The 26,100-nt window shown below is 56.7% G+C and carries 18 protein-coding genes and 3 pseudogenes; 7 read left to right on the top strand and 14 right to left on the bottom strand.

Annotation, left to right across the window (positions count from 1 at the left end; genetic code table 11):
* Positions 1–473 precede the first annotated feature (473 nt).
* Genes ACVWZ4_RS05150 through ACVWZ4_RS05135 form a run of 4 tightly spaced genes read right to left on the bottom strand, consistent with a single transcriptional unit; the run spans position 474 to position 5,249 of the window.
* Positions 474–2,015, bottom strand: coding sequence for a lyase family protein (locus ACVWZ4_RS05150; protein WP_456701668.1), 1,542 nt, complete (start codon positions 2,013–2,015; stop codon positions 474–476).
* A complete protein-coding gene (locus tag ACVWZ4_RS05145; RefSeq protein ID WP_456701669.1) occupies positions 1,948–3,183 on the bottom strand; it encodes an ATP-grasp domain-containing protein in 1,236 nt (411 codons plus the stop codon). Before ACVWZ4_RS05145 ends, ACVWZ4_RS05150 begins: the two co-directional genes overlap by 68 nt.
* Positions 3,171–4,208 (bottom strand): pyridoxal-phosphate dependent enzyme, encoded by a 1,038-nt coding sequence (locus ACVWZ4_RS05140; protein ID WP_456701670.1) that lies wholly within the window; start codon positions 4,206–4,208, stop codon positions 3,171–3,173. Before ACVWZ4_RS05140 ends, ACVWZ4_RS05145 begins: the two co-directional genes overlap by 13 nt.
* Before the next feature lie 9 nt (positions 4,209–4,217).
* Complete coding sequence (locus tag ACVWZ4_RS05135) at positions 4,218–5,249, bottom strand: GHMP family kinase ATP-binding protein (protein ID WP_456701671.1); 1,032 nt, start codon at positions 5,247–5,249, stop codon at positions 4,218–4,220.
* A 1,037-nt stretch (positions 5,250–6,286) separates the two neighbouring features.
* Between ACVWZ4_RS05135 and ACVWZ4_RS05130 the strand changes: the two genes are divergently transcribed.
* The 3 genes from ACVWZ4_RS05130 (at position 6,287) to ACVWZ4_RS05120 (ending at position 10,408) form a co-directional block, all read left to right on the top strand.
* Complete coding sequence (locus ACVWZ4_RS05130) at positions 6,287–7,483, top strand: KamA family radical SAM protein (RefSeq protein WP_456701672.1); 1,197 nt, start codon at positions 6,287–6,289, stop codon at positions 7,481–7,483.
* Between the two features lie 283 nt (positions 7,484–7,766).
* A complete protein-coding gene (locus tag ACVWZ4_RS05125; protein WP_456701673.1) occupies positions 7,767–9,047 on the top strand; it encodes an aminotransferase class III-fold pyridoxal phosphate-dependent enzyme in 1,281 nt (426 codons plus the stop codon).
* 605 nt (positions 9,048–9,652) lie between these two features.
* Positions 9,653–10,408, top strand: a complete 756-nt coding sequence (locus tag ACVWZ4_RS05120) for a hypothetical protein (protein ID WP_456701674.1) — start codon at positions 9,653–9,655, stop codon at positions 10,406–10,408.
* 490 nt (positions 10,409–10,898) lie between these two features.
* Here ACVWZ4_RS05120 and ACVWZ4_RS05115 read toward each other — a convergent pair.
* Together ACVWZ4_RS05115 and ACVWZ4_RS05110 are read right to left on the bottom strand one after the other, a co-directional pair.
* A pseudogene (locus tag ACVWZ4_RS05115) lies at positions 10,899–12,412 on the bottom strand (ISNCY family transposase).
* A gap of 785 nt (positions 12,413–13,197) precedes the next feature.
* Positions 13,198–13,997 (bottom strand): annotated as a pseudogene (locus tag ACVWZ4_RS05110) (isocitrate lyase/phosphoenolpyruvate mutase family protein); the annotation flags it as partial.
* 555 nt (positions 13,998–14,552) lie between these two features.
* Here ACVWZ4_RS05110 and ACVWZ4_RS05105 point away from each other — a divergent pair.
* Positions 14,553–14,789, top strand: coding sequence for a helix-turn-helix domain-containing protein (locus ACVWZ4_RS05105; RefSeq protein WP_456763512.1), 237 nt, complete (start codon positions 14,553–14,555; stop codon positions 14,787–14,789).
* A gap of 734 nt (positions 14,790–15,523) precedes the next feature.
* Positions 15,524–15,730, top strand: a complete 207-nt coding sequence (locus ACVWZ4_RS05100; RefSeq protein ID WP_456701676.1) for a cold-shock protein — start codon at positions 15,524–15,526, stop codon at positions 15,728–15,730.
* Positions 15,731–16,872: 1,142 nt separating this feature from the next.
* On the opposite strand, the gene rpoN is transcribed toward ACVWZ4_RS05100, so the two are convergent.
* From rpoN to ACVWZ4_RS05060, 8 genes and pseudogenes are all read right to left on the bottom strand, one after another.
* A complete protein-coding gene (rpoN, locus tag ACVWZ4_RS05095) occupies positions 16,873–18,324 on the bottom strand; it encodes an RNA polymerase factor sigma-54 (protein WP_456701677.1) in 1,452 nt (483 codons plus the stop codon).
* Between the two features lie 397 nt (positions 18,325–18,721).
* A complete protein-coding gene (locus ACVWZ4_RS05090) occupies positions 18,722–18,904 on the bottom strand; it encodes an aldehyde dehydrogenase family protein (RefSeq protein WP_456705173.1) in 183 nt (60 codons plus the stop codon).
* Positions 18,905–18,927: 23 nt separating this feature from the next.
* Positions 18,928–19,608 (bottom strand): annotated as a pseudogene (locus ACVWZ4_RS05085) (aldehyde dehydrogenase family protein).
* Positions 19,511–19,714 carry an aldehyde dehydrogenase family protein gene (locus ACVWZ4_RS05080; protein ID WP_456790051.1) on the bottom strand — a complete coding sequence of 68 codons (204 nt, stop codon included), beginning with the start codon at positions 19,712–19,714 and terminating at the stop codon, positions 19,511–19,513. The pseudogene ACVWZ4_RS05085 and the gene ACVWZ4_RS05080 overlap by 98 nt, the downstream one beginning before the upstream one ends.
* On the bottom strand, positions 19,701–20,060 hold the full coding sequence (locus ACVWZ4_RS05075; protein WP_456790050.1) for an aldehyde dehydrogenase family protein: 360 nt from the start codon (positions 20,058–20,060) through the stop codon (positions 19,701–19,703). The genes ACVWZ4_RS05080 and ACVWZ4_RS05075 overlap by 14 nt, the downstream gene beginning before the upstream one ends.
* Before the next feature lie 331 nt (positions 20,061–20,391).
* A complete protein-coding gene (aepY, locus tag ACVWZ4_RS05070; protein WP_456701679.1) occupies positions 20,392–21,534 on the bottom strand; it encodes a phosphonopyruvate decarboxylase in 1,143 nt (380 codons plus the stop codon).
* Between the two features lie 65 nt (positions 21,535–21,599).
* Entirely contained in the window at positions 21,600–21,815 is a 216-nt protein-coding gene (locus ACVWZ4_RS05065) for a hypothetical protein (protein WP_456701680.1), read from the bottom strand.
* Between the two features lie 35 nt (positions 21,816–21,850).
* A complete protein-coding gene (locus tag ACVWZ4_RS05060; protein ID WP_456790498.1) occupies positions 21,851–22,180 on the bottom strand; it encodes a methyltransferase in 330 nt (109 codons plus the stop codon).
* 1,413 nt (positions 22,181–23,593) lie between these two features.
* Between ACVWZ4_RS05060 and ACVWZ4_RS05055 the strand changes: the two genes are divergently transcribed.
* Together ACVWZ4_RS05055 and ACVWZ4_RS05050 are read left to right on the top strand one after the other, a co-directional pair.
* Complete coding sequence (locus ACVWZ4_RS05055; RefSeq protein WP_456790049.1) at positions 23,594–24,781, top strand: CoA transferase; 1,188 nt, start codon at positions 23,594–23,596, stop codon at positions 24,779–24,781.
* 31 nt (positions 24,782–24,812) lie between these two features.
* A complete protein-coding gene (locus ACVWZ4_RS05050) occupies positions 24,813–25,979 on the top strand; it encodes a CaiB/BaiF CoA transferase family protein (RefSeq protein ID WP_456790048.1) in 1,167 nt (388 codons plus the stop codon).
* Positions 25,980–26,100: the final 121 nt, after the last annotated feature.

The raw sequence follows: 26,100 nt of genomic DNA, 5'->3' as shown, positions 1-26,100 counted from the left end.
TCGAGTTAGTAGCTGGCCGCCTCTGCGACTCGCCCAGTTGCGCCGCCGAGAGCGCGAATCCGTAGTTGTCATTTTGCCCGCAGCTCCGAACGCAGCATCTTCCCTGCTAAGCCCCGCGGCAATCGCCCGTCAAAATTTATTCTGTTCATTGCGTCCTGCAACAGACGGCCGTGCTGACGATGGCAATGGGGCTCGTTCTGACCGCGCCGATCGGTGCCTTGCAACGTTCATCGCAACTGCCAACCTCCGAATGTTTCGACGACCGTTTGAATCCGCCCAGTACACGAGCGAGCAGTTCCAGCGTTTGATGGCCGATCACGGCATCATCTGGTGCAGCATGAACCATTGCGGCAACGTAAGGCACAATGCACCGCCTCGTCTCTGCTCTTGTAACTTTTGCTCTCCGTTCGTTCGGCCTTGAGCGACGAGAAGAAGCTCTCCATGGTTGGTGTATCGATCGACTTCCTTCTCCATCATCCGGTCGGCGTGTTGGTCCGTCCGAGATTAGCTATGGCGGAGCGGAGTTCTCCTCGAGCACGGCTCCAACCAGCATCGAGATCGCGCAAAACTGCGGATCGTTGGTCGACGGCCATATCGAGCGCATCAAGCGCCTCTTTAACCGCCTCCGGAGCGGGCCCTCCGCCGTTCCGAGCCTCTCGCATGATGGCAGCCGGAGCTGGCCAGAGTTCGGGATTGAGCACCCCACCATCTTGTATAATCCCAAACAGATTTGGTGAGCCTCGTTCAATAAGTTTGGTAACTACCTGGCCGATCTGATTGTGAGCGGAGCGGAAATCCAGATCGCCACCGAGCGTGAGGCGCGTCGCCGTCTCCATGGCATTCACGAACGACGCTTGGAGCATTGCGGATGCTGTGTCTTCCGCGATAATCAAGCCCGAGAGACACAGGCGGATGAGGCGCGCCGCCCCAATGGAATGGTCGAGCCCAGGCCAGACATTGCGCGTAGCTTCCGTTCCGACCGCCACACAGTTCGTGAACGGCGTGCTATGCATCGCGGTGATTGCGGCCACGAAACTTCCAAGGATCGCGCCTGCTTTTCCTTGGGCTTGCTCGAGAAGGAAAGGGTTGCGCTTATGAGGCATCGCGGAGCTAGATCCGACTAGTTCGTCAGGTAGAGTGGCCAATCCATGATTGCCGACCCACAGCAGCAACGTCTCGGCGATGCGGCCTAGAGATGATCCTAGAATCGCACAAGCAGCCAGGACACGAAGAACCAGGTCCCGAGAGGCCACGCTGTCAATCGAGTTAAGCGGCGGGCTCGAGAAGCCAAGCAGCCTGGCCGTCAACTCCGGGAGGATGGGCAAGGTTGTGCCGCCGCCGGCGCCCGCCCCGAGGCATGAAAGGTTGAGAATTGGATGCACGGCCAGAAGCGCATCTAGATCGCGCGCGAGCGCGCTGGCGAAGGCAGTCAGATGGTGCGCCAAACTGGATGGCAATGCTGGTTGACGGTGGGTGTGCAGCGGGAAGACGGTCTCAAGGTGTTTGCGAGCCAGACTGGACAGCAGTCGCAATAGCCTTAGTAGTTCGTCTGACAGTGCCTGATACGGCGTTCTCAGCTTTAGTTTCAACAGGGTCGCGTTGATATCGTTTCGGCTCCGGCCAAGATGTAGATTGCTGGCTTCGTTGCCAATTACTGAACGGAGATGATCCTCATAAGCGAGATAGGAGCCACGGGGGGCGGCGCGACTTGCAATGCTCTGAAAGGATTCATCTTGGAGTTTGTCAAGCTCGCTCAGCACGTTTACGGCGAGAACGCGGTCAATCAATCCTACTCGCTCAAGCATGATGGCCTGGGCGCGATCGATATCGGCGTAGAAGGGTAGCTCGTCCTTCGCCGCGCGCTGTAGATCACTGTCGAAAACGATGGCGCTGGCTTCAGGATGAAGAGTCGATTTGATCCGGCCTGTGCTCTGCAAGAATATCTCCTCATGCGCCAACGATGAAAGCGGCGGCGGCTTCGGCGCGCCGTGCAACAGCAGCAGGGTCGTCGCCAACTGCAATGACGTGACCGACCCGGTCGCGGAAATCGTTTTGACGCCTGAACTGGATTGGCAGAGTTTGGTACAGTACGAACTCCGTCACTCCGAAGCGGTCGACGAGCTGCTCGCAATTCGGAGGTAGGTCGAAGAAGCCGTCACGCTCCGGAACAATGAATCGTATCGAGCCGTGTGCGTCTCCGGCCAAGGCGGGCGAGGACAATCCGAGCAGGCTACGGAGGACCGCGAGGACCGGGTCAAAACCCGTTGTGTAACGAAAAAGGGTGGGGATCGAACCGCCAGCAAGACGTGGATTGACCTCAATTATCGTGACACGATCCTCGCCGAGCCGGAGTTCGACATGAGCTGGTCCTTTCACGTGCCCGAGAACTTGGATGGCGTGCAGCGCCTCATTTTCGATTTTCATGCGCAAGCTGGATGAGATCGGCGCTGGTATATCATGTCCGATTTCAACGAAATGCGGCAAAGGTCCAAGGTGTTTCCGCGTTACGCCGATGATCTTGCTATCGAGAACCTCGACTGAATACTCCTCGCCGGCGACATACGACATAAGAAGAGCACCAGGCTCGATAGGTCGGCCACGCACGTCATTCGTCGTTTGCAGTAGGTTGCGCAAAGCATCACTTGCAACTGTTTCGGTGTCGACGAGGGTGACCCCGATACTGCCGCTCCCGCTGATCGGCTTGGCTACCGCAGGTAACCCGATTGTTTTGATCGCGTTGCCGATATCGCACTCCGCTCGCACTGTCGCGCTATCGGGCACGCCGATACCTGCCATCCGCAGGGCGGCGGCCTGGCGATCCTTATCTTGACAAAGCGCGATTGCGTTCGGATCCGGACCACTAAGCCCTAGCCGCCTGGCTTCCAGCGCTGCTGCATAAAGGTAGAAATCGCTGGAAGACGTGAGCAGCGCAATCGGCATGTTCGTTGCCACGCTTTCGATTACAGCTCTAACATCGGCCTCTGAGGACGTGTCGCAAGTGCGTAGCTCGAGGCCCGACATGCGACTCAGAAAGGAATACCGTTCGGGTGACGCTGTAACAAAGATCGGAACAAGCCCAAGCTCTTGTGCCCGCCGAATAAAGTCGCCGCCCGAGCCAGTGGTGTTGGACTCGATGAAGATCGCAGCTGAGTTGGTCATATGTGTATACTTCAATTGTAGCAAGGGTGATCACCCATTACCTCGGTCAACGAGCGACGATCCCAATTGAAACGGCACCACCCGCTATCGGCATGAAGCGGATGATGGACAAGGACAGGCTCGGTCGCGGCGAGTGCGGTCTGATAGCCGTTGGCGTACATCCACGCGGGATCGTAAACGTTGTGCTCGTAGCGATTGCTGTCGTCGGGGAAGACGGCGAGAACCTTGCTTTTGGTGAAGCGCTCGGCGTACCACTTAGCCACTAGATAGGCCGCCCCGCTCGTCGGCCCACGCCTTAGCGTTGTCTCGCGGTGGAGTCGGTGCGCAGCTTGATATGCTTCGTTAGCGCCGAGCCAATGGATTTCATCAAAGGCTTCGTGGAACAAGTTGCCTGGTAGAATACTGTTGCCGAGCCCCCGCAAATCACGCTGGCCCGGCGGCTGCCCGAACAAGACGCTACCGAAGGTGTCGATTCCGATGAGTTTCATTTCGGGAAAGAATGCTCGACAATAGTGGGCAAGGCCACAGGATGACCCCCCTGAGCCTACCGTTGCGACTAGAATGTCGATCTTCCCAAAGTGCCTTATGGCTTGCTTGGCTGGGCGCGCATACGAAAGATAGTTGCCGACGTTGTCGTACTGTCGAGACCAGGTGGCTCCGGTTTGATCCATAAAGTCGAGGAGCGCCTTTTTTCGGAGCTGCTGGACGTTCGCGTCGGACGCTGTCGCCTCGACGAGGTGAACTTCAGCGCCTAACTCCTCGATCGTGCGTTTAAGGGGGGGCTCGATGGCGCGGTCGCCGAAGATGTGTAACTTGAGCGAGAACTGCATGCAAACGATGGCGAGACCGAGAGCCATTGTTCCGCTCGAGGTTTCGACAATCGTGGTGTTAGGGCCGATTGAGCCATCGCGAAGGCCTGATTCAATGATGTTGAAGGCAGGAAATACCTTCATGACCCTGAAATCGATCGCTGCCAGGTTTTCAGGCCGCAGAGAAACTATTTTCAGAGGCGCATGGGCGTCGATGGTGTCGGAAAGCGTCTGCGCCATCGTCGATCCTCAATAAGGAGTCGAGAAACCGCGGAGGATATCGAAGCCAAGGCAACTGACCGCGGATTTAGCCTCATCCAGTCGGTTGCGAAGGTCGGCTAAGTGCGGGTCGAAGATCAGGCCGGCGACCGTGCCGCTATGGGCAACAACAATACCGGCCGATCCCGTGTCGTCCTTGATGCGGAGGAGTTCGTCGAACTTCGGCTTCTTGAGCGGGTTCTGCAGGGCGGTCTCGCTCTGTATCGCGGAGAAAGTCGCGACCCGGCCGGCGAGTGCGACGCTCTGCTCAGCTATTGCACGCTCCAGAACGGCCAATGCGCAGCCGAAGGCGGCGATCTGATCACGTGAGTAGCGCGCTCGCGGCAGGCAGTCCGTTCCAATGCCTCCCTTGGCCGCGCCGGTGTCGAACCCCAAAACGTACATTTGTGGGAGAGGCCCATTGAATAGCTGGACACCTTTGCCCATTCGTTGAGCGAAAAGAATGGTGCTGCTTGTGGAGTCAAACATCAGCGAATCGCACGCATGCTCAGCCGCCACCGCAAGTTCCGCCTGAAGATGGGGCGCCAGAAGCACGCGTGATCCACGATAGGCTGCGACGCACTTAGCGATCGCACGGATGGAGGCCACTACACCGCTCGTCGACGAGCCCATGCCGGCGCCTTCTGGAACAAAAGTCCTGACTTCAAGAGTGGCTGCCATATTCCTCAATCCAAAGGCATCGAGGGCAAGTCGAGCGGCGAGCTCACATTTGTAGAAATGACTTGGTGTGACTTGGATGCCGGTGCGGCCGGCATGCGGCACAAACTTTCCGATGCGGCTCGGCTCCAACGTCGCACGGGCTTCCGACCCATCGGCGTGGGGCATGTGAACTGAAACGAGCGCGCGCACCGTGCGGCGGTCCGCCCCTTTCTCAACAGCGAAAGCTCCCTGGAGCAGCTCGCCGAAGTGAGGGTGGCAGGTGGCCACCCCGCATAGCTTCGCGGGTGAGTGGGAGCTAGCAATCTTGCCCTCATCTGGAGTTCTCGTCAGCATCTCCATCATATCATTCCTCTACCGCGGCCGCGCGGCTGAAGAGCAAGGGACTTGCGTTGAAGATGCCATAGAACCCGATGAAAACGGCGTTCATCCCGGGATGGCTGTTTACGAAGAGTGTCATGGGAACCAACCTGGAGCTTCATCTGCATCACTGCCGGCTCATTACTAGAGACCTCAATTCATCATGCTCCGTAGTTTGTGGTCGTGACAGCGTCGGGCCATTTGATGACGGCATGCGTCGCGTCTTCGCATGCCTGACTCTGTTACTGGATTAGCAGCCGCACATTTAGCGAGGCGTACAGATGCGCGCACCTACCAAGAGAGGGAGTTCGCGCGTCAAAATCGCGTTCAGCGGCCATGGGAGCTGCTCGACGTTCGATAGGCGACGCCAGTGTTGGCCGGACATGTTCGTATCTGCAGCCATACAGTAGTGGCGAGAAAGCTAAACTACGCAGATCTTCAAAGAGCGGAGTTCGTGAGCCAGCGCGGATCTTTTCATATTGCTTCAGACGCGTTGGAAGTAGTGCTCTCATTCCAATGCGTGTAGACCGAATGCCCGTTTCGAATCCTCCTTTGGCCTGAGTTCAGGAATCTCAGATCACTTTTCTGACTTGGTCGCCGCGGAGAAGTGCACGTCTAAGCTGCGTCTAGTTCTATCGGAGCAAGCTATCCGTTCTCGGTCGCCGGTCTCATGGGACGAGTACACCTACAGTCTGAGTCCGTCGTAGCAGGAAGACCTCATTCTTGTGGTCTCCGAAACATTGCGGCGGTTGTGTCTGGTTCGGTCGGACCGTCCAAACTTGTCAAGCGGCGAATGGTTGAAGCAGATGAGCCTTCTTGGCATTGGAGCTTTTGTCCAATCGAGGACATCCTGTTTGAAGCCCGACAAACGGGACGACCATTGTTTACTCGACAGCCGGGAGATCGGTTCGGCTCTGATGTGTTGCGCTGATGGAGCGCCAGATCTTGTTGGCACGCGGATTGCTGGAAGTTGACGAATCGCGTCACTGCGGAACGATCGCCCCCGTTCCGAAGGAGTTAAGATGAAACCATCTCCGTTGACTCAAATAGCTGACGCGGGCAGTGCGCCAGTCGAATTGACGGCCACTGGAGTTTTCTCACCTCGGTTGCCATCGGGCCAATCAGAAGAATCCCCCGGCACCGTGGTCATGAGATTTATAGAAGGCGATCGCAAGATTGAGGAGACAGAGCTGCAAGCGCGTAGCATTACGCGTCAGCATCATGTCACCAAATTCTACCGCGAGCAGATGGCGAACAGCGGTTACTACGAGCAGCTAAGACGGATTGTTGAGCCCTCGGTTAAGGAGCTCGACAGTCCGGGCGTTTTGGACACGAGTGGTGAGCACGACAATACCGTGGTGTGTGGACTTCAGCACAAGTACGCACAGACCGGCTTGCTGCTGGTGACTAACCGTTGTGCCTCATATTGTCGTTTTTGCTTCCGCAAGCGACTAGTCGGCCGAGAATCAGATGAGATCGTCCCGGATGTCGCGGAAGTTGGTCAGTACATTAGCTGCCATCCTGAGATGACAAACGTGCTGCTGTCGGGAGGCGACCCCTTTGTTCTTAGTACGGCGAAGCTCGACGAGATTCTTGCTCATCTCCTCTCGATTCCGCATCTAGCTTCTATTCGAATCGGCACCAAACTGTTCGCCTTTGAACCAAAGCGCTTCGAGGATCCCGCTCTACCTGCTCTCTTCCAACGAATACGTGATGCGGGCAAGACCGCAGTGCTTGTCACGCACTTCGATCACATTGGTGAGATCTCGGTAGATGCTGAGCGAAATATCCGGTCCTTGCGTGCACAAGGAGTTCAGTTCCTCAATCAATCTGTATTGCTTGCAGACGTAAATGACAACTCGGAGCTTCTGGCAGCGACTTTCTCTAAGTTCCACAAAATGGGCGTCCGCCCTTACTATCTCTTTCAAGCAAGGCCGGTAAAGGGTGCGTCCCATTTTCAGGTGCCGCTTCGTCGCGGAATAGAGATTGCCAACGGCGTCAATCAACGTTTGGCGGGCATCGAAAAGACCTTCAAATATATCATGTCGCATTACACCGGGAAGATCGAGATTCTTGGTCTGGGCGATGATGGACGCATCTATATGCGATATCATCAAAACAAGATTCCGGAAAAAATCGGAAGGATCTTTTCCAGGCAATACGTCGAGTCCGCTTGCTGGTTAGATGATTTGCCGGAGGATGATCGATTGAAGAACTAGGCCGCCGCGGGGCGACGTGATGAACTTCCTTGGGCGGAAAGGTGCAGAAGACGACCAAGCCAAGGGCGGCGGCTCCTAGACTGCGGCCTCATCTGCTCCGCGGCAACAATGTACCCAGTCGTCCAAGAACGGTCGCAGCGGGGCTACGATAAAGAGGGCTCCGGTACTAATTCGGGAACACATGTTGTCGTGCCGAGCAGGTTCCCGGGCTGATCGTGTGGAGGATCGCAGTGCACGAAGGCTGGGTAGGAGCCTGACAAAACGCACACATGAGGGCGCTAAATTGAACCGCCATCTTGATATGAAGACATCTGCGGTCAGTTTAAGTCGAGCACGCGGTTCCATTGCTTTGACGGCGGATGGCCGGAGGATCATCGACTTTTACTCAGGAGCCGGGTCGCTAAACTACGGCCACAACAATCATCAGATCAGGCAGGCCGTTCTCGAGTATCTAACGTCAGATGCGGTGGTCAGCGGGTTTGACATGGCGACTTCTGCTGAACTTAAGTTTGTAGATACGTTCGGATCTGCCGTGCTTCGCGAACGGCGTTTGCTGCCATATCATTTCAAATTCACTGGACCAAGTGACGCCATCGCTATCGACGCAGCTCTGGAGCTCGCGCGCCAAGTCACGGGACGTCAGAATATCGTCTTGTTCACCAGTGGAGAGAGCGGCGTGAGTCCTGGATCCATCGCTCTGCCCGGTTGCGGGCTTCGACGTACTGGCTTTGACGTATCTCCACGCGGACTAGGTCTTGTCCCGTTCGACGGCTATGTAGGGCCCGTCGTTGGCACAACCGACCATTTGCGAACGTTGTTGCGTGACCAGTACAGCGGCATTAATAGTCCAGCTGCCATTCTGGTTGAAGCTGTACAGCGAAATATAGGCATGAACGTAGCTGGCAAAGAGTGGTTAAGGGCGGTCCAGGCAATTGCGAAAGAGACTGACGCCGTTTTGATACTAGACGAAACGGAAATGGGCTGTGGCCGGACAGGCCAATTTTTTAGTTTCGAGTTCGCAGGCTTATCGCCGGACATCATTGTGATGTCGAGGTCTCTGAGCGGCTGTGGTTTGCCGTTGTCAATGCTGCTGATTAAAGATGAGGTCGACCATACTTGGCCTGTGCAGCACGCCGGTACGGAAAAGACTGACATTGCGTTTGCGGCTGCGGCCGCTGCCATCGACATCTATTGGCGCGATTGCCTCCTCTCGGAGGAGGTTCAGCGCTTGGGAGAGCTTGCGCGAAGCCGGCTCAACGCCATTGCGTGCCACCACGGGACCAGCTTTTCTGTTCGGGGGAGGGGGCTGGCGTTGGGATTTGATTGCCAGTCATCGGAAATTGCAGAAGCGACCAGACGCAAGGCCTTCGCGAGAGGTCTATTTATTGAACGATGCGCCTCGGCTGGTCAGGTCATACAATTCTTGCCGGCACTCACGATTGACACCGAGACTCTCAATAGCGGCCTTGAAATATTCGAAGAGGCCTTGGCAGAGGCCCTGGATCAAAGAGGGACTTCGAGATGTAAATCCCGGCGGGGTAGAGACAAAGATGATGTGACTTGACCTGGCACTAAACTGCGTGTCGGCATTTTGTCCGGCCAGTAGGGGTAAGCAATGGACGACCAGATCACGAAGCCAATGCCTTTGCGGTGAGATGGGCACCACCGGAAGTAGAGTGGTGGTGCTGAAAAGGGGTCTGCAAGCAGGCGAAAGGTTGCGCACATGTGGCATAAGGGCAGAACTCTTTCGAGTGAAGAGCAGTTTGGCCGAAAAATACATGAGACCCCAGCCGCTACTGGAGGCAAACTCAATGGGAAGTCAAAGTATCGAAACGTCGTGAGCCGTTGTAGAGGCGCAGGACGATTAAAATAATTGTGCTGCGTGCGGCGGCTCGGGAAACGTTTGGTGAACGACTCCTGCGTTCCTCGAGAACTGCAAGCTGAAGTGAAATAAGTTCGCGTTCGGCTTGTGGTTTGCCAAACAAGAGTTGCGAGTTTTGATTTCGATCAGGTCAATGTGAATGACATCAGTCTCGTTTCATCTCGCGCGCACATGCGTACGAGCGGCATCCCACCACTTAGCCTGTAGAGCGCCCACAGGAAAAGGTAGTACGGCATTCAGTTTCCAGAGCGTAGCTTGTTTGATTGTTATAACGTGCGAGGTAACTCATGACGGTCGACGAACCTGCGGCAGCAGTGTGCGCACGCATTCCGGTGCATGTCTCACGGTCCATTCCAATATACGACACCATGGCCGCCCAGAAAGATATCAACCTGTTCATGGGGTTCGATTTTCATGAATATGTCTCAGTTACCCAAGCAATTCCGACGAAAGGGCGAACATTTCCAAACTTTCGGCCTGATCGATCGACTATTCGCCCCGGCGAGGGATATTGGGTGGTTGGCCTCGACAAGAACAGCGAGGTCGTACTTACAAATGCTACACGGCTGTATGACCTTTCTCACAGTAACTTTGCGGAGCATCTTCGGTCGCTGAAAGCATTTTACAGTGACCCGATCGTCCAGGCCCATATTAATGACTATTGTGCTTGCATGGCCCCTACCGCAGAGGAAATGACTGGAAGAATAGCCTATAATGGAGATCTTTGGGTGCGCGGGGATTTCAGGGAGCAGGGTGTCGCGAGGATGATAGCCCGAGTTACACACCGGTTATCGTATGCTATTTGGGCCCCCGATTTCTTATGCGCGCTTGTGGCTCGCTGGCGAGTGGATAAAGGACTTCCGCACTACCCTCATCATGAATCCGGCGGGTCGATCTTGCGGCTTGCTGAAGAGGATATTGCTGAGGATAATTCGCTAGTGTGGGTAACAGGCGACGAGCTAAAAAGTGAAGTTTACCAGTGCTCTAAGGATCTTTTTGCCGCGCCATCAAATGGTTCGTGGTTCGAGACAGCGGGCGGTTGATTCCGTGGTGTCCGCTACCGTAATTGGATGCCGATCGTGAATTTGGCGAGGTGGCGCACCAATCAGGTTCAGAGTCGACTGCGAGACCTTTGTTCAGCGGAGCAGTCGCTTGCAGGAGAGCTCGACCGTAAGAGCGCAAGCGAGCAAATCGAAGTCATCTACCTCCTTCAAAGTGTAGATATCGGCATTCCGTGGCCAAAGCAGCCGCCGGCCTAAAAACTGGGCCTGAGATGTGTGTTTCACACTCCGTGCCGGGACGAACCGGTCACGTTCCGCTGATACAACAACCGGCGTTGGTTACGGCCCCGTCAAGCTTGCGAGTGCGGCGCGGCAATCTGGGTAGGAAGTCGTATTGCCTCATGTACTGATGCTTCCGGGTGCGATCGGTTGCCTCATTTAATTTGCTCCTGGCTTGAGTTGAGGAGGAGGCCGGGTGCGGAGATGGCCGGGGTTTCGGAGCGCCCGGCCTCCTCCGCTGGTACCTCGCACGTCATTGGGGTGTTGTGACCTCGTACCCCGGCGGCATTTTCTCGCTACGAGCGAACAGCAGCGCATTCGCTTGCTCGCTGCGCCAGGATTGCAGCCGACGTTGAAGGGTTCGAAGAAGCTTGTTCGGATAGGCTCCAGGATATTCCATCTGCAAGCGCGAGAGCAGTTCGCTACCAGTCCGCCAAGGCTCAGCTTCAAACCATTTTCGCAAATCTGGCGTTGCTCGGATGAGCGGGGCGGGACGACGTCGGCCTCTTTTCGCCTTCACGAGTGGCCGATCCGTCGGTCGCATGGCTCCGTCCTTCCAGGCCGTGCGCAAGCTTGCCAGGAAGCGATCGATCGGTTGCGATGCCACAGCAGGATGGCCGATTGGTTGGGTATCAGCGAGGGCCGCGAGGCGCTCCTGCACGTCGCGGATGTCGCGCAACAACGCGACTGGATCGAGAGCGGCATAGATTTCTTGGAGGTGATGGCGGACAGCGTCAGGCGTGCGGGCGTCCGCCGCCAGGCGCTGGTGTGGTGTAGCCGGCGCGCTGTATGTCTTCGGTACACGGGCACCTTCGCGCTGCTTGGCTATCAATTTGAACGAGGGTTGGAAGAAGTTCACGAACAGCCGCGCCGATCGATAGAGTTCAGCCAGCAGCTTGGCCGCTTCCAGGCCCTCGAACCGACGATAGCCGACTATCCTGCGCACGACGGCGCCGTTCTTCTGCTCGACGAACGCCTGGTCATTTTTTCGGTAGGGCCGGCAACGCGTGAAGACGATGTTGGCCGCCTCGAGTAGGCTTTCAGCGTCTCGTTTATAAACACCGTATCATTGTCAGTATCGAAGCCGAGCAGCGCAAAAGGCGATTGTTTGCGCAATTCCGTCAGCACCGTGCTCAACAGCGTCCGTTCGCGCACGATCAGAGGAGCGCACTCCGTCCAGCCGGTAGCAATGTCGGTGAGCACGAGGGCCTGGATGAAGCTGCCGCGCGCAGATGGACCGCTATGCGCGACAAGGTCGGCCTCGACGAATCCGGGCGCCGGATCATTCCAATCTGCCGACGTCCTTATTGGAACACTGCGACGCAACGAGTGCGTCGCGTGCCGCCGACGCTTGCGACCTAATCCTTCTCGGACCCGCACCAATGCGCGGTCGATCGTCGCAGCGCTCATTGCCAAAAGTTTGTCGCGGATCTCGGGGGCAAGGTCGAGGTGGCCATGCCGTTCCATCGCCTCAATCAACGCAGGCATTAACGCCTTCAGCCGCTTCCCGCAGATCCGGTCTGACGCCTCCCAAAGGAGCACGAGCGCGTTGTGTTCTACCTCATTATACATTCGACGTCGCGCCCTTCGGCTTGGGCGCGCGTCTTCCTGACCTCGAAGTAGTCGCATCGCATGCTTGCGATGGAATCCGGTGATGTCGACGAACTCGTCCAATATCCGCGTCTTCTTCGCGCGATCCGAACGCCGATAGCGCGCGCCTGCTGCCGCCGTCAGTTCCTTCCGCGTTGCCATGCTTAGCCACCCCATCTTCGCCCCCGCTCGCTCCCGATCCAAGGGAGCAATTTACGTGAGGCAACGGCTCAGCATCCGGTAACAATTAGGGCGAGGCAATGCGCTCTTCCATCCAGATGGTCGCGCTATATGCGAGGCTTAAGCGTTTTTACGCGCCGATAAAAAACGCAGCCGCGAAAGTGATAAAACACGTGGTGCGGCAAACTTCCGTGACCATCATGAACCTCAGCCCCGGCCTGTTGGATCACGTGTCTGGGCTTTCGCGAAGATGCGCTCGGCGGTACGAAGATGTTCCGCAGATAGTTTTGGTGCAGCCTGAGATTACCGCACCTTGCGGCAGCAAGCTGTGGGCCCTGTGTTTCGCGAGTTAGGAGAGAAGCATGTCAGTGCCGGCCTGGGTAGCTCCGGCCCTGATCATACCACGTAGCGCCGGAATGGCTTTCGTTCGCCGAATAGAAGCGGACAGCCGTAACAGGTTCATCGTCGGCAGGGCCATTAGCAATGAGATTTCCCCTGGTTGGTTCAAACCAAATTGTGAAAATGGAGACAAGATCCGACAGCAGGACCGCTGATCCATGCGTCAGCTCATGGAAGGGGAGCGACAGCAGCCGTATCGGGCGCTTCACGGAGACTCCTCTAACAAGGCGCCGCCCTCAAGAAGGTCTCCGGAAAGGAGTGCGTCACGCGCCCACCAGAGCGAATAGGCGCTCCTGGTACGGTCTTAACAGGGGCCGGGCGCACGGGAACATTTTGAGGAAGAAGACCCATGGCCAACCTGCCCTCGTGGGTTTTTCGGACTGCAAATATCGCCTTTCGGCCTTTGCGAGTTCGTCATACCTCAGGAGTTCGAAAATCTCGCTGAGCGGTGCAATGTGAGGTTCAATTCTGGCAACGCTCTCCTCAGCTGCGATACTATCGCAGACGCGTCGCATTGCAGCTGCCGCAGCCCGCATGGAGTGATTGGCCTAAACGACCGTGGAGATGCGCGCATCGCGATAGGCGGAGACTGGCGTTCGGTAGTATGTCGTCGGAACGATCACGACAGGAAGCCGGTTCTCCCACTTGTTGGCGAACGAAAGCACCTCGTCCGCGACACTCTTTCGCGAGTGAATCAGGATAGCATCCGCTCCCGCGTCGGCATAAGCGTGGGAACGTACGATGGCTTCGTTCAGTCCGTGCTCGGCGATCAGCGCTTCAATCCTGGCGACGAGAATAAGAGTTTCGCCGACTGCATCCTTTACAGCCCGCAGACGACCAGAGAACTCATCGACATCGGCGAGTGGATGCCGCTCTCCAATGAGGGAGTTGAGCTTCGGCAAGCAGCTGTCCTCAAGCGAGAGCCCCGCCGCGCCAGCCTGACGCAGTTTGCGTGCGAGAAGGCGCGCATTATTGAAATTGCCGAAGCTCCATCCCCGTCCACGAGCACCGGTATCTCGGTCGTATCCACGATGCGTTCGACGCTCTCGACGAGCTGGCTTCATGAAGCTTCGTTGGCATCGCGAAAGCCCAACGAGCTGGCGATCGACAAACCAGACGCCCAGAGCCCCTTGAAGCCCAAGCGCTTGGCGATTTTAGCCGAAAGGCCATCATGCGCCTCCATCAGAAACGAGAGCTTACCAGTGGAACAGATCTCTGCCCGACGCCCTTCGACAGCCGGTCGCCGCGTGTATTCATCATCTGCGGTTGGCTGGATGGCTTGTGGTTGACATTGCATGCACAAATCCTGGAAGCCGAGCTTCGATCGGCGCAAAGTCGTTGATCATATCCTTTTGGATTGACAGCGATCAATGACTAGCTTTGGTAGTTTATTTTGACGTAAAGAGCTTTCATGATGCAAAGAATTGACGTGATACGTAAAGTCGTCGTTATGAGTTCATGGGCGTTGATCCCGCTCTCTGGCGCAACGCCTTAGTGACGGGTGATATCCGGTTCACAGAGTTTGATATCGATCGGTGCGATTGTCGCAATGCAGTTTGTAGCGTTTATGACATATGGTGAGAGCTTCTCGATATGGCCGGCTTGAGACCGCCGCCGCGCGAGAGCGGAGCCGCTATCTCCGAAGAACTTGCTCTGATTCGGCGATAGTTTGCCTGCGCGGATGAATGGTACGGCATTTGCTGATGCATTCCTGTTCTCTTAAGCCCAGGAAAAAGTCATGGCCGATGTCCAAGAGAAACTGGTTGTACTATCGGAACGCGAAAAACAATGTTTGCGGTGGGTCGAGAAAGGGAAGTCATCCTGGGCGATCGGGGTCATCCTGAACGTCAGCGATAACACCGTTAACTTTCATATCAAGAATGCGATGCGAAAGCTCGAGACGAGCACCCGGACCCAGTGTGTCGTCAAAGCGCGGCGTCTGGGTCTTTTAGACCACGGTTCGCGGTGGGGCTAATGAGCCCGTAGATTGATGGGGCGAAAAGCGAGGCAAATTGCGCCCCGCGAACTAAACTGGGGATCGAAGAGGCGCTGATACCATAAACATGGCGTGCCTCCATGTCCTAGCCTTTAATGGTGAAGCGCAACGCGGACGAGCGAGCCGACGTAGTGCCGCCGGCCCGTCATGCTCTTGAAAGATCGAGACGGTGAGCCCGACCCGAATCGTCTATCTCCCTGTGCGAGCCCCTTGGCCATATGCCTGTCACAGGTTGAAGTCCGGTGGCTAGCCAGACGGCTTGGACGGCGTCGGCGGGACTTTGGGGTGGCAGTGGAAGTCGGAAGACGCATTTCCAAAACGTGCTTCTGGTAGACGTTGCTCGAACTCTAGGGGTGTACAAGCCTCACCAATCGGGTGATGCTCACGGAGCTTTGCCGGTTTGGTGAACGATCTTCGGGGCACCAATCACCAGCTGGTCTTTTGGGTGATTAGAGCGGCGTGTGCTGCACGCACAATCCTCCTGTGAACCGTTAGCCGAAGCAACCGAAGCGGAGGCTAAAGCGTCATCAGGATCCTGCGGCCTGGAATTCGCGCCAGATACGTTTCTAACGTTCGCGTATTGAGCATAGCTAGGCAATTCGACAAAAAAAGCGCAAGCCCTTCGCATCGAGCTCGCGGCCTTAGTTGTCATCACTCTTGATGATCGGAAGACTCTTCGCTAGATCACCAGCGTTCAGTAAGGAGGTGCCGCCGTGGCAATGGGTATTGTGAAGTGGTTCAATCCGAGCAAGGGTTATGGGTTCATCAGACCCGAGGATGGAAGTCCCGATGTGTTCGTGCACCTCAGTGCCGTTGAAAAAGCTGGTTTCACCACCCTCGAAGAGGGAGCCCGCGTAAGTTATGAGCTCAAGACGGGGCGTACGGGCAAGATGTCGGCCGAAGATCTCCGCGTTGGCTGAATTGACCCAGCCGATGCGTCCAAAATGAGAGTACGGCTTGTCTCGAGCTGATGAGGGTATTTGTCTGGGGGGATGTCTCGCTGACGTGCCCCCTTTTACGCAAGATAGATTCGGCTTACCCGCGGAGCATGAAATTGTGATGGAGGTGAAGCGCTGGTCACCCAGGAGCCATCAGCTTGTCGTGCGACAAAAAGGGTCTCTCTCCGCCGCCCAGCAGGCCATCCTGGCGCCGGTGCGGGGATCTTTTCACCACGAGATCTGAGTAAGATGAACGCGTCAGTATAGCTCCGCGCGGTGCTCTGGCTGTGGGTCCGGCGCGTTTTCTCGGGCTGAATTGCGTGCTGAAGAGTCTGCGTCAGTCTGTGTGTTGGTAAGCACCACCTGAGACGAGACGTCGCGTGAGTTTCGCAAGCATTCGCGAATTGCTGATCAAGGGGCTCTTGAGACTTCTAGCGAGTCACGATCATCTCACGGGGGCCTGGACATTCATCAAAGCCGCCTTGCTAAGTAGGAACGATTGTTCCGCATCACCATGCTCCGTAAACAAGGACGGCATCGCTACAATGGCAAACTTGCGAGAAGCTGATGGGCTTCGCCGCTGGCCGCAAAAAAGCGGCGCTCCAGTTGCTGCATTCGGCCTTTCCGTCACGGGCTACGATCATACTAACGAGGTGTTCAGACCTACACCGGCAGCTTTGCCAATCTTCTGGCGGGGGGGCGGGACGCGTAAGAGCACAAAGCAATGCGTTCTGCTTTGCTTGTTATCGAGCTGCGGCGCAAAGTTCCTGAGGCGAAGAAGCCGTGTCTGATCCCGATCGGCGGTGTTACCTCGAGCAACGTCACTCAGATCGAATCCGAAGCCGCGCGTCGATAGGACGGCCGGCCGAGATCATGATGTAACCCTTGTTAATTCACGACTCCAGGGAATCCTCTACCCCTCGGCCCTGCGCCACCAACGACTTGAGTCGGTGATGTGATCGAGTCGAGCGGCAACGTGTTGTTCTCAGTCGTCGCTTCTCGCTCCTCGCCAAGCAGTCCGAGGTGAGTAATAACGCCCGACGAAGTCCAAGGCTTCTTTTCGTTAGATCCAGTTACGACAAAACGTCGCTTTCGGGCTTCCCGGATAACGGCTTGTGAGTTCTTCACGGACTGCGAGCTCCGTCCGATGCTCGGTTACTGATTGTTACCCACTGCTTTTCGCGGCGGCGTTGCACTGAGGAGGGAATTCGCATGGCCTCCCGGTACTTCGCGACCGTGCGGCGGGCAATATCAATTCCAGACGCGCGCAAGCGTTCCATGATGGTATCATCTGACAGGGGCGCAGACGGTTCTTCCGAATCGATTAGCTGCTTGATGTGGTGACGCACGGCCTCGGCCGAATGCGCCTCGCCGCCGTCGGCCGAGGCGATCGATGCCGTGAAGAAATATTTTAACGCGAATGTGCCGCGAGTTGTCGCGATGTATTTGTTCGCGGTGACGCGCGACACCGTGGATTCATGCATCTGGATGGCCTCCGCGATGTCCTTCAGATTTAGCGGCCTTAAGTGCGCCACACCATGGGTGAAGAAGCCGTCCTGCTGGCGCACGATCTCGGTCGCGACTTTCAGGATGGTGCGGGCGCGCTGGTCGAGCGCGCGCACCAGCCAGGTGGCGTTCTGCAGCGCCTCGGTGAAATACGACTTGTCGCCTTCCTTGCCGATTTTCTTCGACAGCTCGGAATAATATGTCTGGTTCACCAGGACACGGGGCAAAGTGTCGCTGTTGAGCTCCACATGCCACCCGTCATCAGGTCCCGGTCGGACATAGACATCAGGCATTATGGTCTGAAGCCGCGCCGAGCCGAACTTCAGACCCGGCTTGGGATTGAGGCGCCTGATCTCGCCGATCATGTCGGCAATGTCTTCGTCATCGACGCCACAAAGTGTGCGCAGGCTCTCCATGTTGCGCTCGGCGAGGAGATCGAGATGCTCGACGAGGGCCTGCATCGCGGGATCGTAGCGGTCGAGCTCGCGGAGCTGGATCGCCAGGCACTCGCTGAGAGACCGCGCACAGACGCCGGGCGGATCGAATTTCTGCAGCACGGCAAGAACGCCCTCGACGTCCTCTTGCGTTGCGCCAAGCCGCTCGGCTGCCCGGCCGAGATCGGACGGCAGGTAGCCGGCCTCGTCCACGAGGTCAATCAAATACTGCCCAATCATCCGCTGCGTGGGCGAAGTGAGGGCGACCGAGAGCTGCTCGGCGAGAGAGCCCAACAATGTTGTCTCGGCAGCAACAAAAGCTTCAAGATTGTAGTCTTCGTCACCGTAGGAGCCGCCGCCCCATTCGGTATAAGTGGTCGGCGCGGCATCCTGAGCGTCGCGTGGGCCCGCCTCGGCCGTCTGTTCGGCGCTGACCTCACCCACCCCACTTGGGGATTCGACGCCAGCTCCCTCGCCACTGGTGCGCTCGAGCAGAGGGTTGCGCTCGAGCTCCTCCTCCACGAAGGCCGTGAGATCGAGGTTGGACAATTGCAGCAGTTTGATGGCCTGCATCAACTGCGGCGACATGACCAATGATTGCGAATGCCGGTACTCTATTCTCTGCGCAAGCGCCATGGAGCAAGAACCAATACTGAACTTAGCCGAGGTTCCTTCATCTAGTCAGGAGCTGATCGACGCGCTTTGATGTCGCGCAAAAGCAGAGGCGAGGTTGGACTTCTGTGCAAGCGGGTTGGAGGACGGCAGCTATGCCGTAGGACTCTAGAGTAATTGAAAGCCGCTGCGAATGCTTGCGTCGTTCCAGCAAAACGCGATTTTCGCTTCTACGAGCACTGCCGGCGCGTCTGATTCTGAATGTCTTTTTAGCACTGGGTCCACCGGTGCTTTACCTGGCCTGACTTCCGCTTAATCGTGCTCTAAATGGCTATGAGGAACCAGAAGTCACCGCTCTGTGAGGGTCCTCAGCTCGCCCGCGAGTGCCAATGGGCAAACAGGGTGTTGCCTTTCCCACGAATCAAATTTGAGAATGCCTTAGCCCATTGGAAGGCAAGACCGGCCAAGGGAGCGAGTACGTCTTCAGCTGCGTGAAGCCGCGCATCGCCTCGGGAACACCCTCCTTATAGCCGAGCCCAGATTGCTTGATCCCGCCGAAGGGCGTCATTTCCGTCCGATAACCGGAGACTTCCCATACGTTCACGCTTCCTACGTCGAGACCATTGATCAATCTCGTGACATGCCCCGGTTAGAGCAAACACCCGCGGAAAGTCCAAACTTGGTCGCGTTCGCAATTGATATAATTTGATCGATATCGTTTGGGCAACGGATGATTGGCAGCACGGGCCCGAATGTCTCTTCAACAACAAGTTCGGAGGTTTCCCGAACATGATTCAGGAGCGTAGGTGGATGAAATGCGCCGTGAGGCCGACTGCCCAGTAGCCGGACCGCACCATCATCAATCGCGCCGGCGAGACGTCGAGCGATAAGTCGAGCGGCCTCTTGGCTGATCACGGTCCCGACGTCCACAAATAGATCGCTGGGGTCGCCGGTCATAAGCTGCCGCATGTAATGGAGCGCGCGATCTGCAAAATCCATAGCGATAGTTCCGGTCACCAGCGCCCGCTTGACGGCTGTGCATCGTTGACCCTAATTCTTGATTGCACCTTGGACTGCTAAATACGCTGCGCGTTCGGGATCAGCATCCTCAAGAACGATGATTGGGTCGTTCCCTCCGAGCTCAAGTATGAGCTTCCGGCCCGCTCGGCGACGTGGCGATGTATCGCTCCGCGCAAACGGACCGTAAATGTCACCAGCTCCGCATCTGGGTCGGTGAACATAGCACCTTCCAACGACTTGGGGTTCCCGTGAGGATTGAAAGCATTTCCTCTGGCAGTCCCTGCTCAAACAGTATCCTGCCAAGTGCCAGGGCGGTCAGTGGAGCTCGCTCGGATGGCTTTAGGACGACGCGATTGTTTGTCGCTATGGCGGGAGCAAGTTTATGGGCTGACAAGATTGAGACGATGATTGAATGGGTTGATTGCGGAGATCACGCCGACAAGAGGCCTGCGGCGCATGGCAAAGATGCGTCGTTCGTGAGGAGTTGTGATGTCACATGGATAGATCTCGCGTTCGCTCTGGATCATGGCATGGGCGGCAAATGACCAGACGTCGCAGGCGCGTTTGGTCTCATGCAGGTCGTCTTTCAGGCAGAGACCGGTCTCCGACGTAATTAGCCGAGCAAACTGATCCTGATCTCGTCTGACCGCGCTTTCGGTTCCAAGGAGAATATCCGTCCGTTCGCGTCGGGTCAGCTTAGGACGAGTTCGCGCCGCCCACCTGAAACGCTTTCCGTACATGTTCCGGTCGTGCCTGTGGCACTTTGCCTACAAGCATTCCCGTGAAAGGATTCCTGGCTTCGATCGTCAGGTCCGAATGGGAAGGCGAACCTGCTATGATCATCGGCTGATAGTCTTCATCGAATTCAGGCGTGCGATAGCTTAACCAGGATGTGACTCTGAGATTATCGGAATGTGACGCGTCTTTGTGGGGAATAAATGCCCTGGCGGCGAGCGGCGTCGCCGGAGCGATTGTTTGAGGGCAGGTCGCTTTTGAAGGGGTTGCCGTGTAAGCCAGGCGCGGGATGGCCAGATTCGAACATGGAGGCTTCCGGTGCATCAACACTTTCTTTTACCATGCTGGTGCTGGCTCGCTGCCCCGGTTGTGAAGCGCTCGCTGGAATGTGGTTTTGTTCTGAAGAGGCGAATATCGGGAGGTAACGCGCGGGAGCCGCGACGGATGCTGCCGATTGACCTTACAAACTATGAAGTGAGGGCCGGTCGTCCTTAGGCATTGCTGCGTGACACCTATGAGATTATCTGATCCCTTACAAAGGGTGGAGGTGCGATACCCGCAAGCGGAGGCGACGGCCTCGAGTGAAGATGTTCGTGAAGTCGAGAGCTGGCCGCCAGTTGAAACATAGCCTTCGTTGTCCAGCACCACGTGGATCAGATTGTGTGGGCTTGCATAGCCAATGGTGGACAGAGCCCCCATGTGCATCAGTACGCTGCCATCTCCATCCAGTGCCAGGACCGTTCTGGCAGGCGAAGTAAGCGCGAGTCCTGCCGCTATCGCGCCACAATGTCCCATCGAGCCCTGGACATATAAATTCAGCGCACGATCCCGGACCCGGAACAGCTCACGAGAGATAAATCCGGACGTAGAAACAATGAGGGTATCTGAGTCGATCTGCTTGCAAATCGACTCGACGACTTGCCCGACACTGAGGCTACAGTCGATCGTGTCAGGCGAACGTTTTGCTGTGCTGCAGCTGGATAGCTGGCCACTTCGAAATAGCAGCGCAAACGGCGCGCCTTTGCGAAATAATGCGCCGCTACGCGCGAGGGCGCGATCCACGCCTACATCAGTCCCATCGAAGTCGCACCACTCGATAGAGAGCAAGTCTAGGAGGGCTGTTGTTTTGGCCCCCATAATCGTGTGTTGTGGCTCATCCACGGGCTCATCGGGGTGACCGCGGACGGATAATAGGAGCAGGACCGGTATTTCGCTGACCATCAATAATGACGTCAGCGGATTAATGATATTTCCGAAACCGGAGTTCTGAAGCGCCACGACTGCTCGTCGACCTGTCAGCACCGCGCCGGCCGCCAAGGCAATCGCACTGCCTTCATTGGCTGCAGGAATTGCCAAGAGTCCAGGCTCACGAGCCGCTTCCTCAAACAGGTCCGCAAAGTTTGAGCAGGGGACGCCGGAGAAGAGACTGTACCCAGCCGTCCGGAGCTTGGATAATAGAACGGTCGTCTCAATCGGCATATCGCACTCAGCAATTAAGGAAGAGCAGCGGCAGGATCAATGCCGCTTTAAAGCCCACTTGAATCTCAGGCGGCCTTTCGGGCGACAACCAAGCTGCGGTTGCAGATGGATTTGTGGTACTCAAAATGCTGGAAGCCCGTGTCCTCAAGCATCGTGCGCATGTCTTCGAAGCTGTAACAGCAGCCCTCATATCCTGTCCTGAGCAGCACCGAATATTCTGCTTCAGCAGCCGGAGACGGATAGCCTCCACGGTCGTCGGGGTGGCAGCTGAAAATCGCCACGCGCCTGCTGGCACGAGGAGCCTCGTGAGACTTGTTCAAGAGAAGGCGGACCTTGTCTGATCCCAATTGTGAAGAACGTGCGAATAAAGATGAAGGGGCGCGTCCCTTGGCAGCGGGTAAACGAACATATCTCGAGCTTTGACTTGAGCGCGATCTGGGTAAAGAGTCCGATCCGTGAAACATGTCCGCCCAAGCTGATCAACGGGCGGCCGTCCCAAAGCCGTTGCTGTGAGTGGGGGACAGCGCATCAGCAAATAAGAAGAATACACGCCCGATCCGCCGCCCACATCGAGGACGGAAGTGTCATCCGTGCAATCAAGAAGAGTTGCGAGGTGTGGAGCAAAAATCCGCCCTCGCTCCTCCATCCCGCGTGTATTCAGATTGGCGAAATCGTCGGTCTGCATCAGGGCGTCTCAGCTCTTTGTCACCCCGCGCTCAACGTGCCAGGTGTCGGCGCCTCCATCTCGCAACATTTCGTAAAGCTCCCGAACAGAAGGCTTGTACTTCATCGTTGCAATATACGATGCGACGCTATCCGGGGATTTGTCGCTTAGATAGCGAACGGACGCCGGGGTTGCGTGTACCCGGCCGGCTTCGCTTGTGATGAGACCCCATGATTGAAAGAGGCGAAGCATGGTCCGCGTCGGACGCTCCCGAAGGGAGAAATGGACCCGAAGCTCATCCTCTCACCGCGTGACCATCGAGATAAGTGAAAAGATAAAGCCACGACACAGCCGCAATATAGAGATTCGCCGCGTAGGAGCTGTCGCGCCACTTGATTATCTGCGCAATGTCGGGGGCGAAAACAGGGCCATCGGGCCGGCCTCGAAAAGATGACAGGGCGCTAGATGATAGTACAGGAGGTTGCATGGTCGAATGTCCCTCTCAGAATAAATTGCATTCAGGGCAGACGATGTCGCGCGTCAGGCCGGCAAACCTCACGCCTTGAGGAAGTGGGGCAGCACTGAAAGAGGCTGAAGAGGCGGGGAGGTGGAGCGGGCCGATCGGCAGCCCGAGTCCCGGAGATATCTTCAGTCACGTCTGAGGCGGCGTGCTGGGCGAATGCGCGTCCTAGTCATTATACGCTTCCATGAGGTAGAGAGCTCCTGTTGCATCCGACAGCTGACGGCACGCAAGCGCTCGCCGCGATCTGCAGTAACACACGTCTTTCCACTGGATCAATTGCGAGCGTTGGTAGTTGACTAGGCAGAACAGAGCGACGCGTTGCCTCCATCGCAGAGTCTAGCCGCATTCGCCTAGTTGAATCTTGTTCGGCAGGTAGCCGAGCGGGCAAGCGGACGCTTTGTCTCATTCCGCACATTTTCTGGTCGGTGCTTCAATGCGCTTAATGCGTCGAACGAGACGCAAAGTCTATCTGGTCCTTGTCTCGCGTTATGAATTTCTCGCCGGACGCGATTGGTACGATTGTTGCTGCGCTGAGCTCAGTTCCTCTACGAGAGCGAAAGAGCGCATACGACCTTGTCTTCATCTAGCTGTTCCTACATCGTGCTCAAAATCGCCAGTTCACCCCGCCGTGGACAGGCAAGCGCCGGCCACTTAATGGCATTTTGCCTCTTCGAGCCAGATGTTGCGTGTCCTAGTCATTGTCGCTCAGGTCCACGGGATTTCCGCCTTGCTCAGGCTCGATTCCGAGTACCGGCTACAGAACGGACCCTTGATCGCTATACCGTGGCCGATGGAGTACCCACGGCCTGCTAGGCAGCGGCTCGCTCGCTCGTCGAGATGCGAATTCGGCACGTGATATTTGGCGCACCGATATGGATAGCAAAAGGAAACAATCCCGGAGGGTATTATCACATCTGAGGGTCGTCGACATCGGCAGCTCGGACGCCAGCAGCTATTGCGCTCGATTGTTCGCAGGCTTCGGTGCAGACGTTCAGAAAATTGAGCCGCCGGGGGGAGATCGAATGCGCTGTACTGCACCACCCGCTCCCAAGGGCCACAGGGCGTGGTTCGCATTTCTCAATTTCAACAAATCAAGCACTGTTATCGATCCTGCCGGGGCTGGTGCGATTGCCCGACTAACTGCACTCATCGAGGATGGCGATGTCTTGATCGATGGTCGGGATGTTGATTCCGCGAATTGCCCGCCCATTGATGTCGCTGCGGTCCGTGACCGCCACTGCGTCCTGATGCACATTGAGGCGAGCTGGTTCGGGCGTGAAGGGCCCTGTGCAGACTTCGCGGCGACGGATTCGACTGTCCGTGCGCTTGCTGGCCTCATCAAGCTGGTTGGGCCGGTAGAGGGACCGCCTTCGCACGCTCCCGATTGCCAGACCGGTATTCTTGCCGGCCCTTGGGGATTTATTGCGGCAGCTTCTTCGGTGATTGCTCGAATGCGGGACGAGCAGGGCCGCAGGTGGTCACTCAGTATCTTCGAATCGAGCCTCGCTGTCAGCGAAAGCCACATCTTTGAGGCATCGGCGCGCGGCGAAGTCGTACGCCGTATTGGCATCAATCGATTCTGGCCGATCTTTCCAGCGGGTATCTACGAAACAAAAGAAGGATGGCTAGGCGTTACGACCTTCACACCCGCTCAGTGGACAGCGTTTTGCGATATGCTCGACCTTTCCGAACTTGGAGATAATCCGGATCGCCTCCTCGGCAGCGATCGTCTGCAGAACGTCGAACAGGTTGAACAAGAGTTTGTACCGAGATTGAACGCGCGTACAGCGGAGCAGTGGTTCTCCGAGGGGCGTAAACGTAAGAGTCCTGTCGTGCCAGTCCCCGAAATGTCTGATCTTATCCAAGACACTGAGAGGAAAGAGCGCGGCGCGATCTTGCCTGTTCTCCTTGGCAACGAGGAAGGACTAACCGCCGGCTCGATGCAACGCTTCACGCAAACTCCGCCACGGCGAGGTGGCAGGGTTTCCGCTTCCCGGCGAGCAGCAACCTACTGCCAACGTCCAAAGGCATCTGCCTCTACCTTCAGGGGCCTGCGCTGATGCCGGACGGCCGCCGTTGGATGGGGTCCGCGTGATTGACTTATCGATGGGCTGGTCAGGACCCTTGTGCACGCGCATCCTGGCGGATCTTGGTGCGGACGTCATCAAAATCGAGGCGATCCAATATCGGGATTGGTGGCGTGGCGTAGACAGACGCCCAGCTTTCATCGAAGACAAAATGTACGAGCGGGCGCCATGCTTCTGCATCGTGAACCGGAACAAGCGCTGCATGACACTCGACCTCACGCGGCCACGAGGTCTTGCTCTTGTTAAGCGGCTTTTGGCGGAAACGGATATTGTCGTCGATAATTATTCAGTGGATGTCCTGCCGAAGCTCGGACTAGGCCTGGATGTGCTGCTAGCGCTCAACGCTCGACTGGTTAAGCTGTCGATGTCCGCTTTTGGCGTGAATAGCAATCAACGCGATTGTCGGGCTTACGGCTCGACTCTCGAACAAGGGTCAGGCCTGCCGGGTCTCGTCGGAGAGTGCGATATGCCGCCCGTGATGCGCCATGTTGCTTTGGGAGATGCTATCCGGGGCTTGAACGGCTACGCCGCGGTTCTGATTGCGTTGATTTATGCTCGTGATTCCGGACAAGGCCAGCATATTGACCTTTCGCAGACCGAATGCATGCGGTCATTTGCTGCGCCATGGCTCACTATCCACTCGATCGACCGTAAGCCGCCGAAAAGGTACCGCAACCGACATCCGCAGTTCGTGCCTCATGGCTGCTTTCGGTCCGCGGGCGAGGATAACTGGCTCATAGTAGCCGCCACCGACAACGACATGTGGCAGAGACTTGCAATTCTTATTGGTCGACTGGACTGGGCGATGGACGCATCGCTTAATTCTGCGGAAGCACGCCGTAGCATTGAGGACGACATCGAGAACGCTATCGAGGCCTGGACGCGTACCCGTGACGCAGATCAGACGATGTTCGAATTGCAGACGGTAAGGGTTGCGTCCGGCGTAACTCGGCATCCAATCGATCTGCTCCAGGATCCCCGCCTAACGTCGCGTGGATTTCTGCAAAAAGTCGAGCGCCCCTTCATAGGCGCGCATCTACAGCCATCAATGCCGATTTGCGAAGGGGACAAACCCTACGATTCGTGCGGCGGCGCCTACGTTGGGGCGACACAACAACGAGATCGTGAGCGAGCTTCTCTAAGCTCTCCGATAGCGATGTTGCTGAGTTAGCGAGAGAAGGCGTCATCGAGACGGAAATACTCTGCAAGGGGCGTTAAAGGCAAAGGATCGGTCTTCAGGATTACCGGCCAGGTACTGGGTCGGAATGCGGCTGTTGTATGTGATGATCCCG

Source organism: Bradyrhizobium sp. USDA 4472, from assembly GCF_054058595.1.
Note: the sequence above shows the minus strand (reverse complement) of the source record. Positions and strands in the feature narration are given on the sequence as shown.

Coding starts and splice junctions, on each gene's coding strand:
- ACVWZ4_RS05140 (WP_456701670.1), bottom strand. CDS start 4,208: ATGGCGCAGACGCTTTCCGACACCATCGACGCCCATGCGCCTCTGAAA.
- ACVWZ4_RS05135 (WP_456701671.1), bottom strand. CDS start 5,249: ATGATGGAGATGCTGACGAGAACTCCAGATGAGGGCAAGATTGCTAGC.
- ACVWZ4_RS05130 (WP_456701672.1), top strand. CDS start 6,287: ATGAAACCATCTCCGTTGACTCAAATAGCTGACGCGGGCAGTGCGCCA.
- ACVWZ4_RS05120 (WP_456701674.1), top strand. CDS start 9,653: ATGACGGTCGACGAACCTGCGGCAGCAGTGTGCGCACGCATTCCGGTG.
- ACVWZ4_RS05105 (WP_456763512.1), top strand. CDS start 14,553: ATGGCCGATGTCCAAGAGAAACTGGTTGTACTATCGGAACGCGAAAAA.
- rpoN (WP_456701677.1), bottom strand. CDS start 18,324: ATGGCGCTTGCGCAGAGAATAGAGTACCGGCATTCGCAATCATTGGTC.
- ACVWZ4_RS05075 (WP_456790050.1), bottom strand. CDS start 20,060: ATGTACGGAAAGCGTTTCAGGTGGGCGGCGCGAACTCGTCCTAAGCTG.
- aepY (WP_456701679.1), bottom strand. CDS start 21,534: ATGCCGATTGAGACGACCGTTCTATTATCCAAGCTCCGGACGGCTGGG.
- ACVWZ4_RS05060 (WP_456790498.1), bottom strand. CDS start 22,180: ATGGAGGAGCGAGGGCGGATTTTTGCTCCACACCTCGCAACTCTTCTT.
- ACVWZ4_RS05055 (WP_456790049.1), top strand. CDS start 23,594: ATGGATAGCAAAAGGAAACAATCCCGGAGGGTATTATCACATCTGAGG.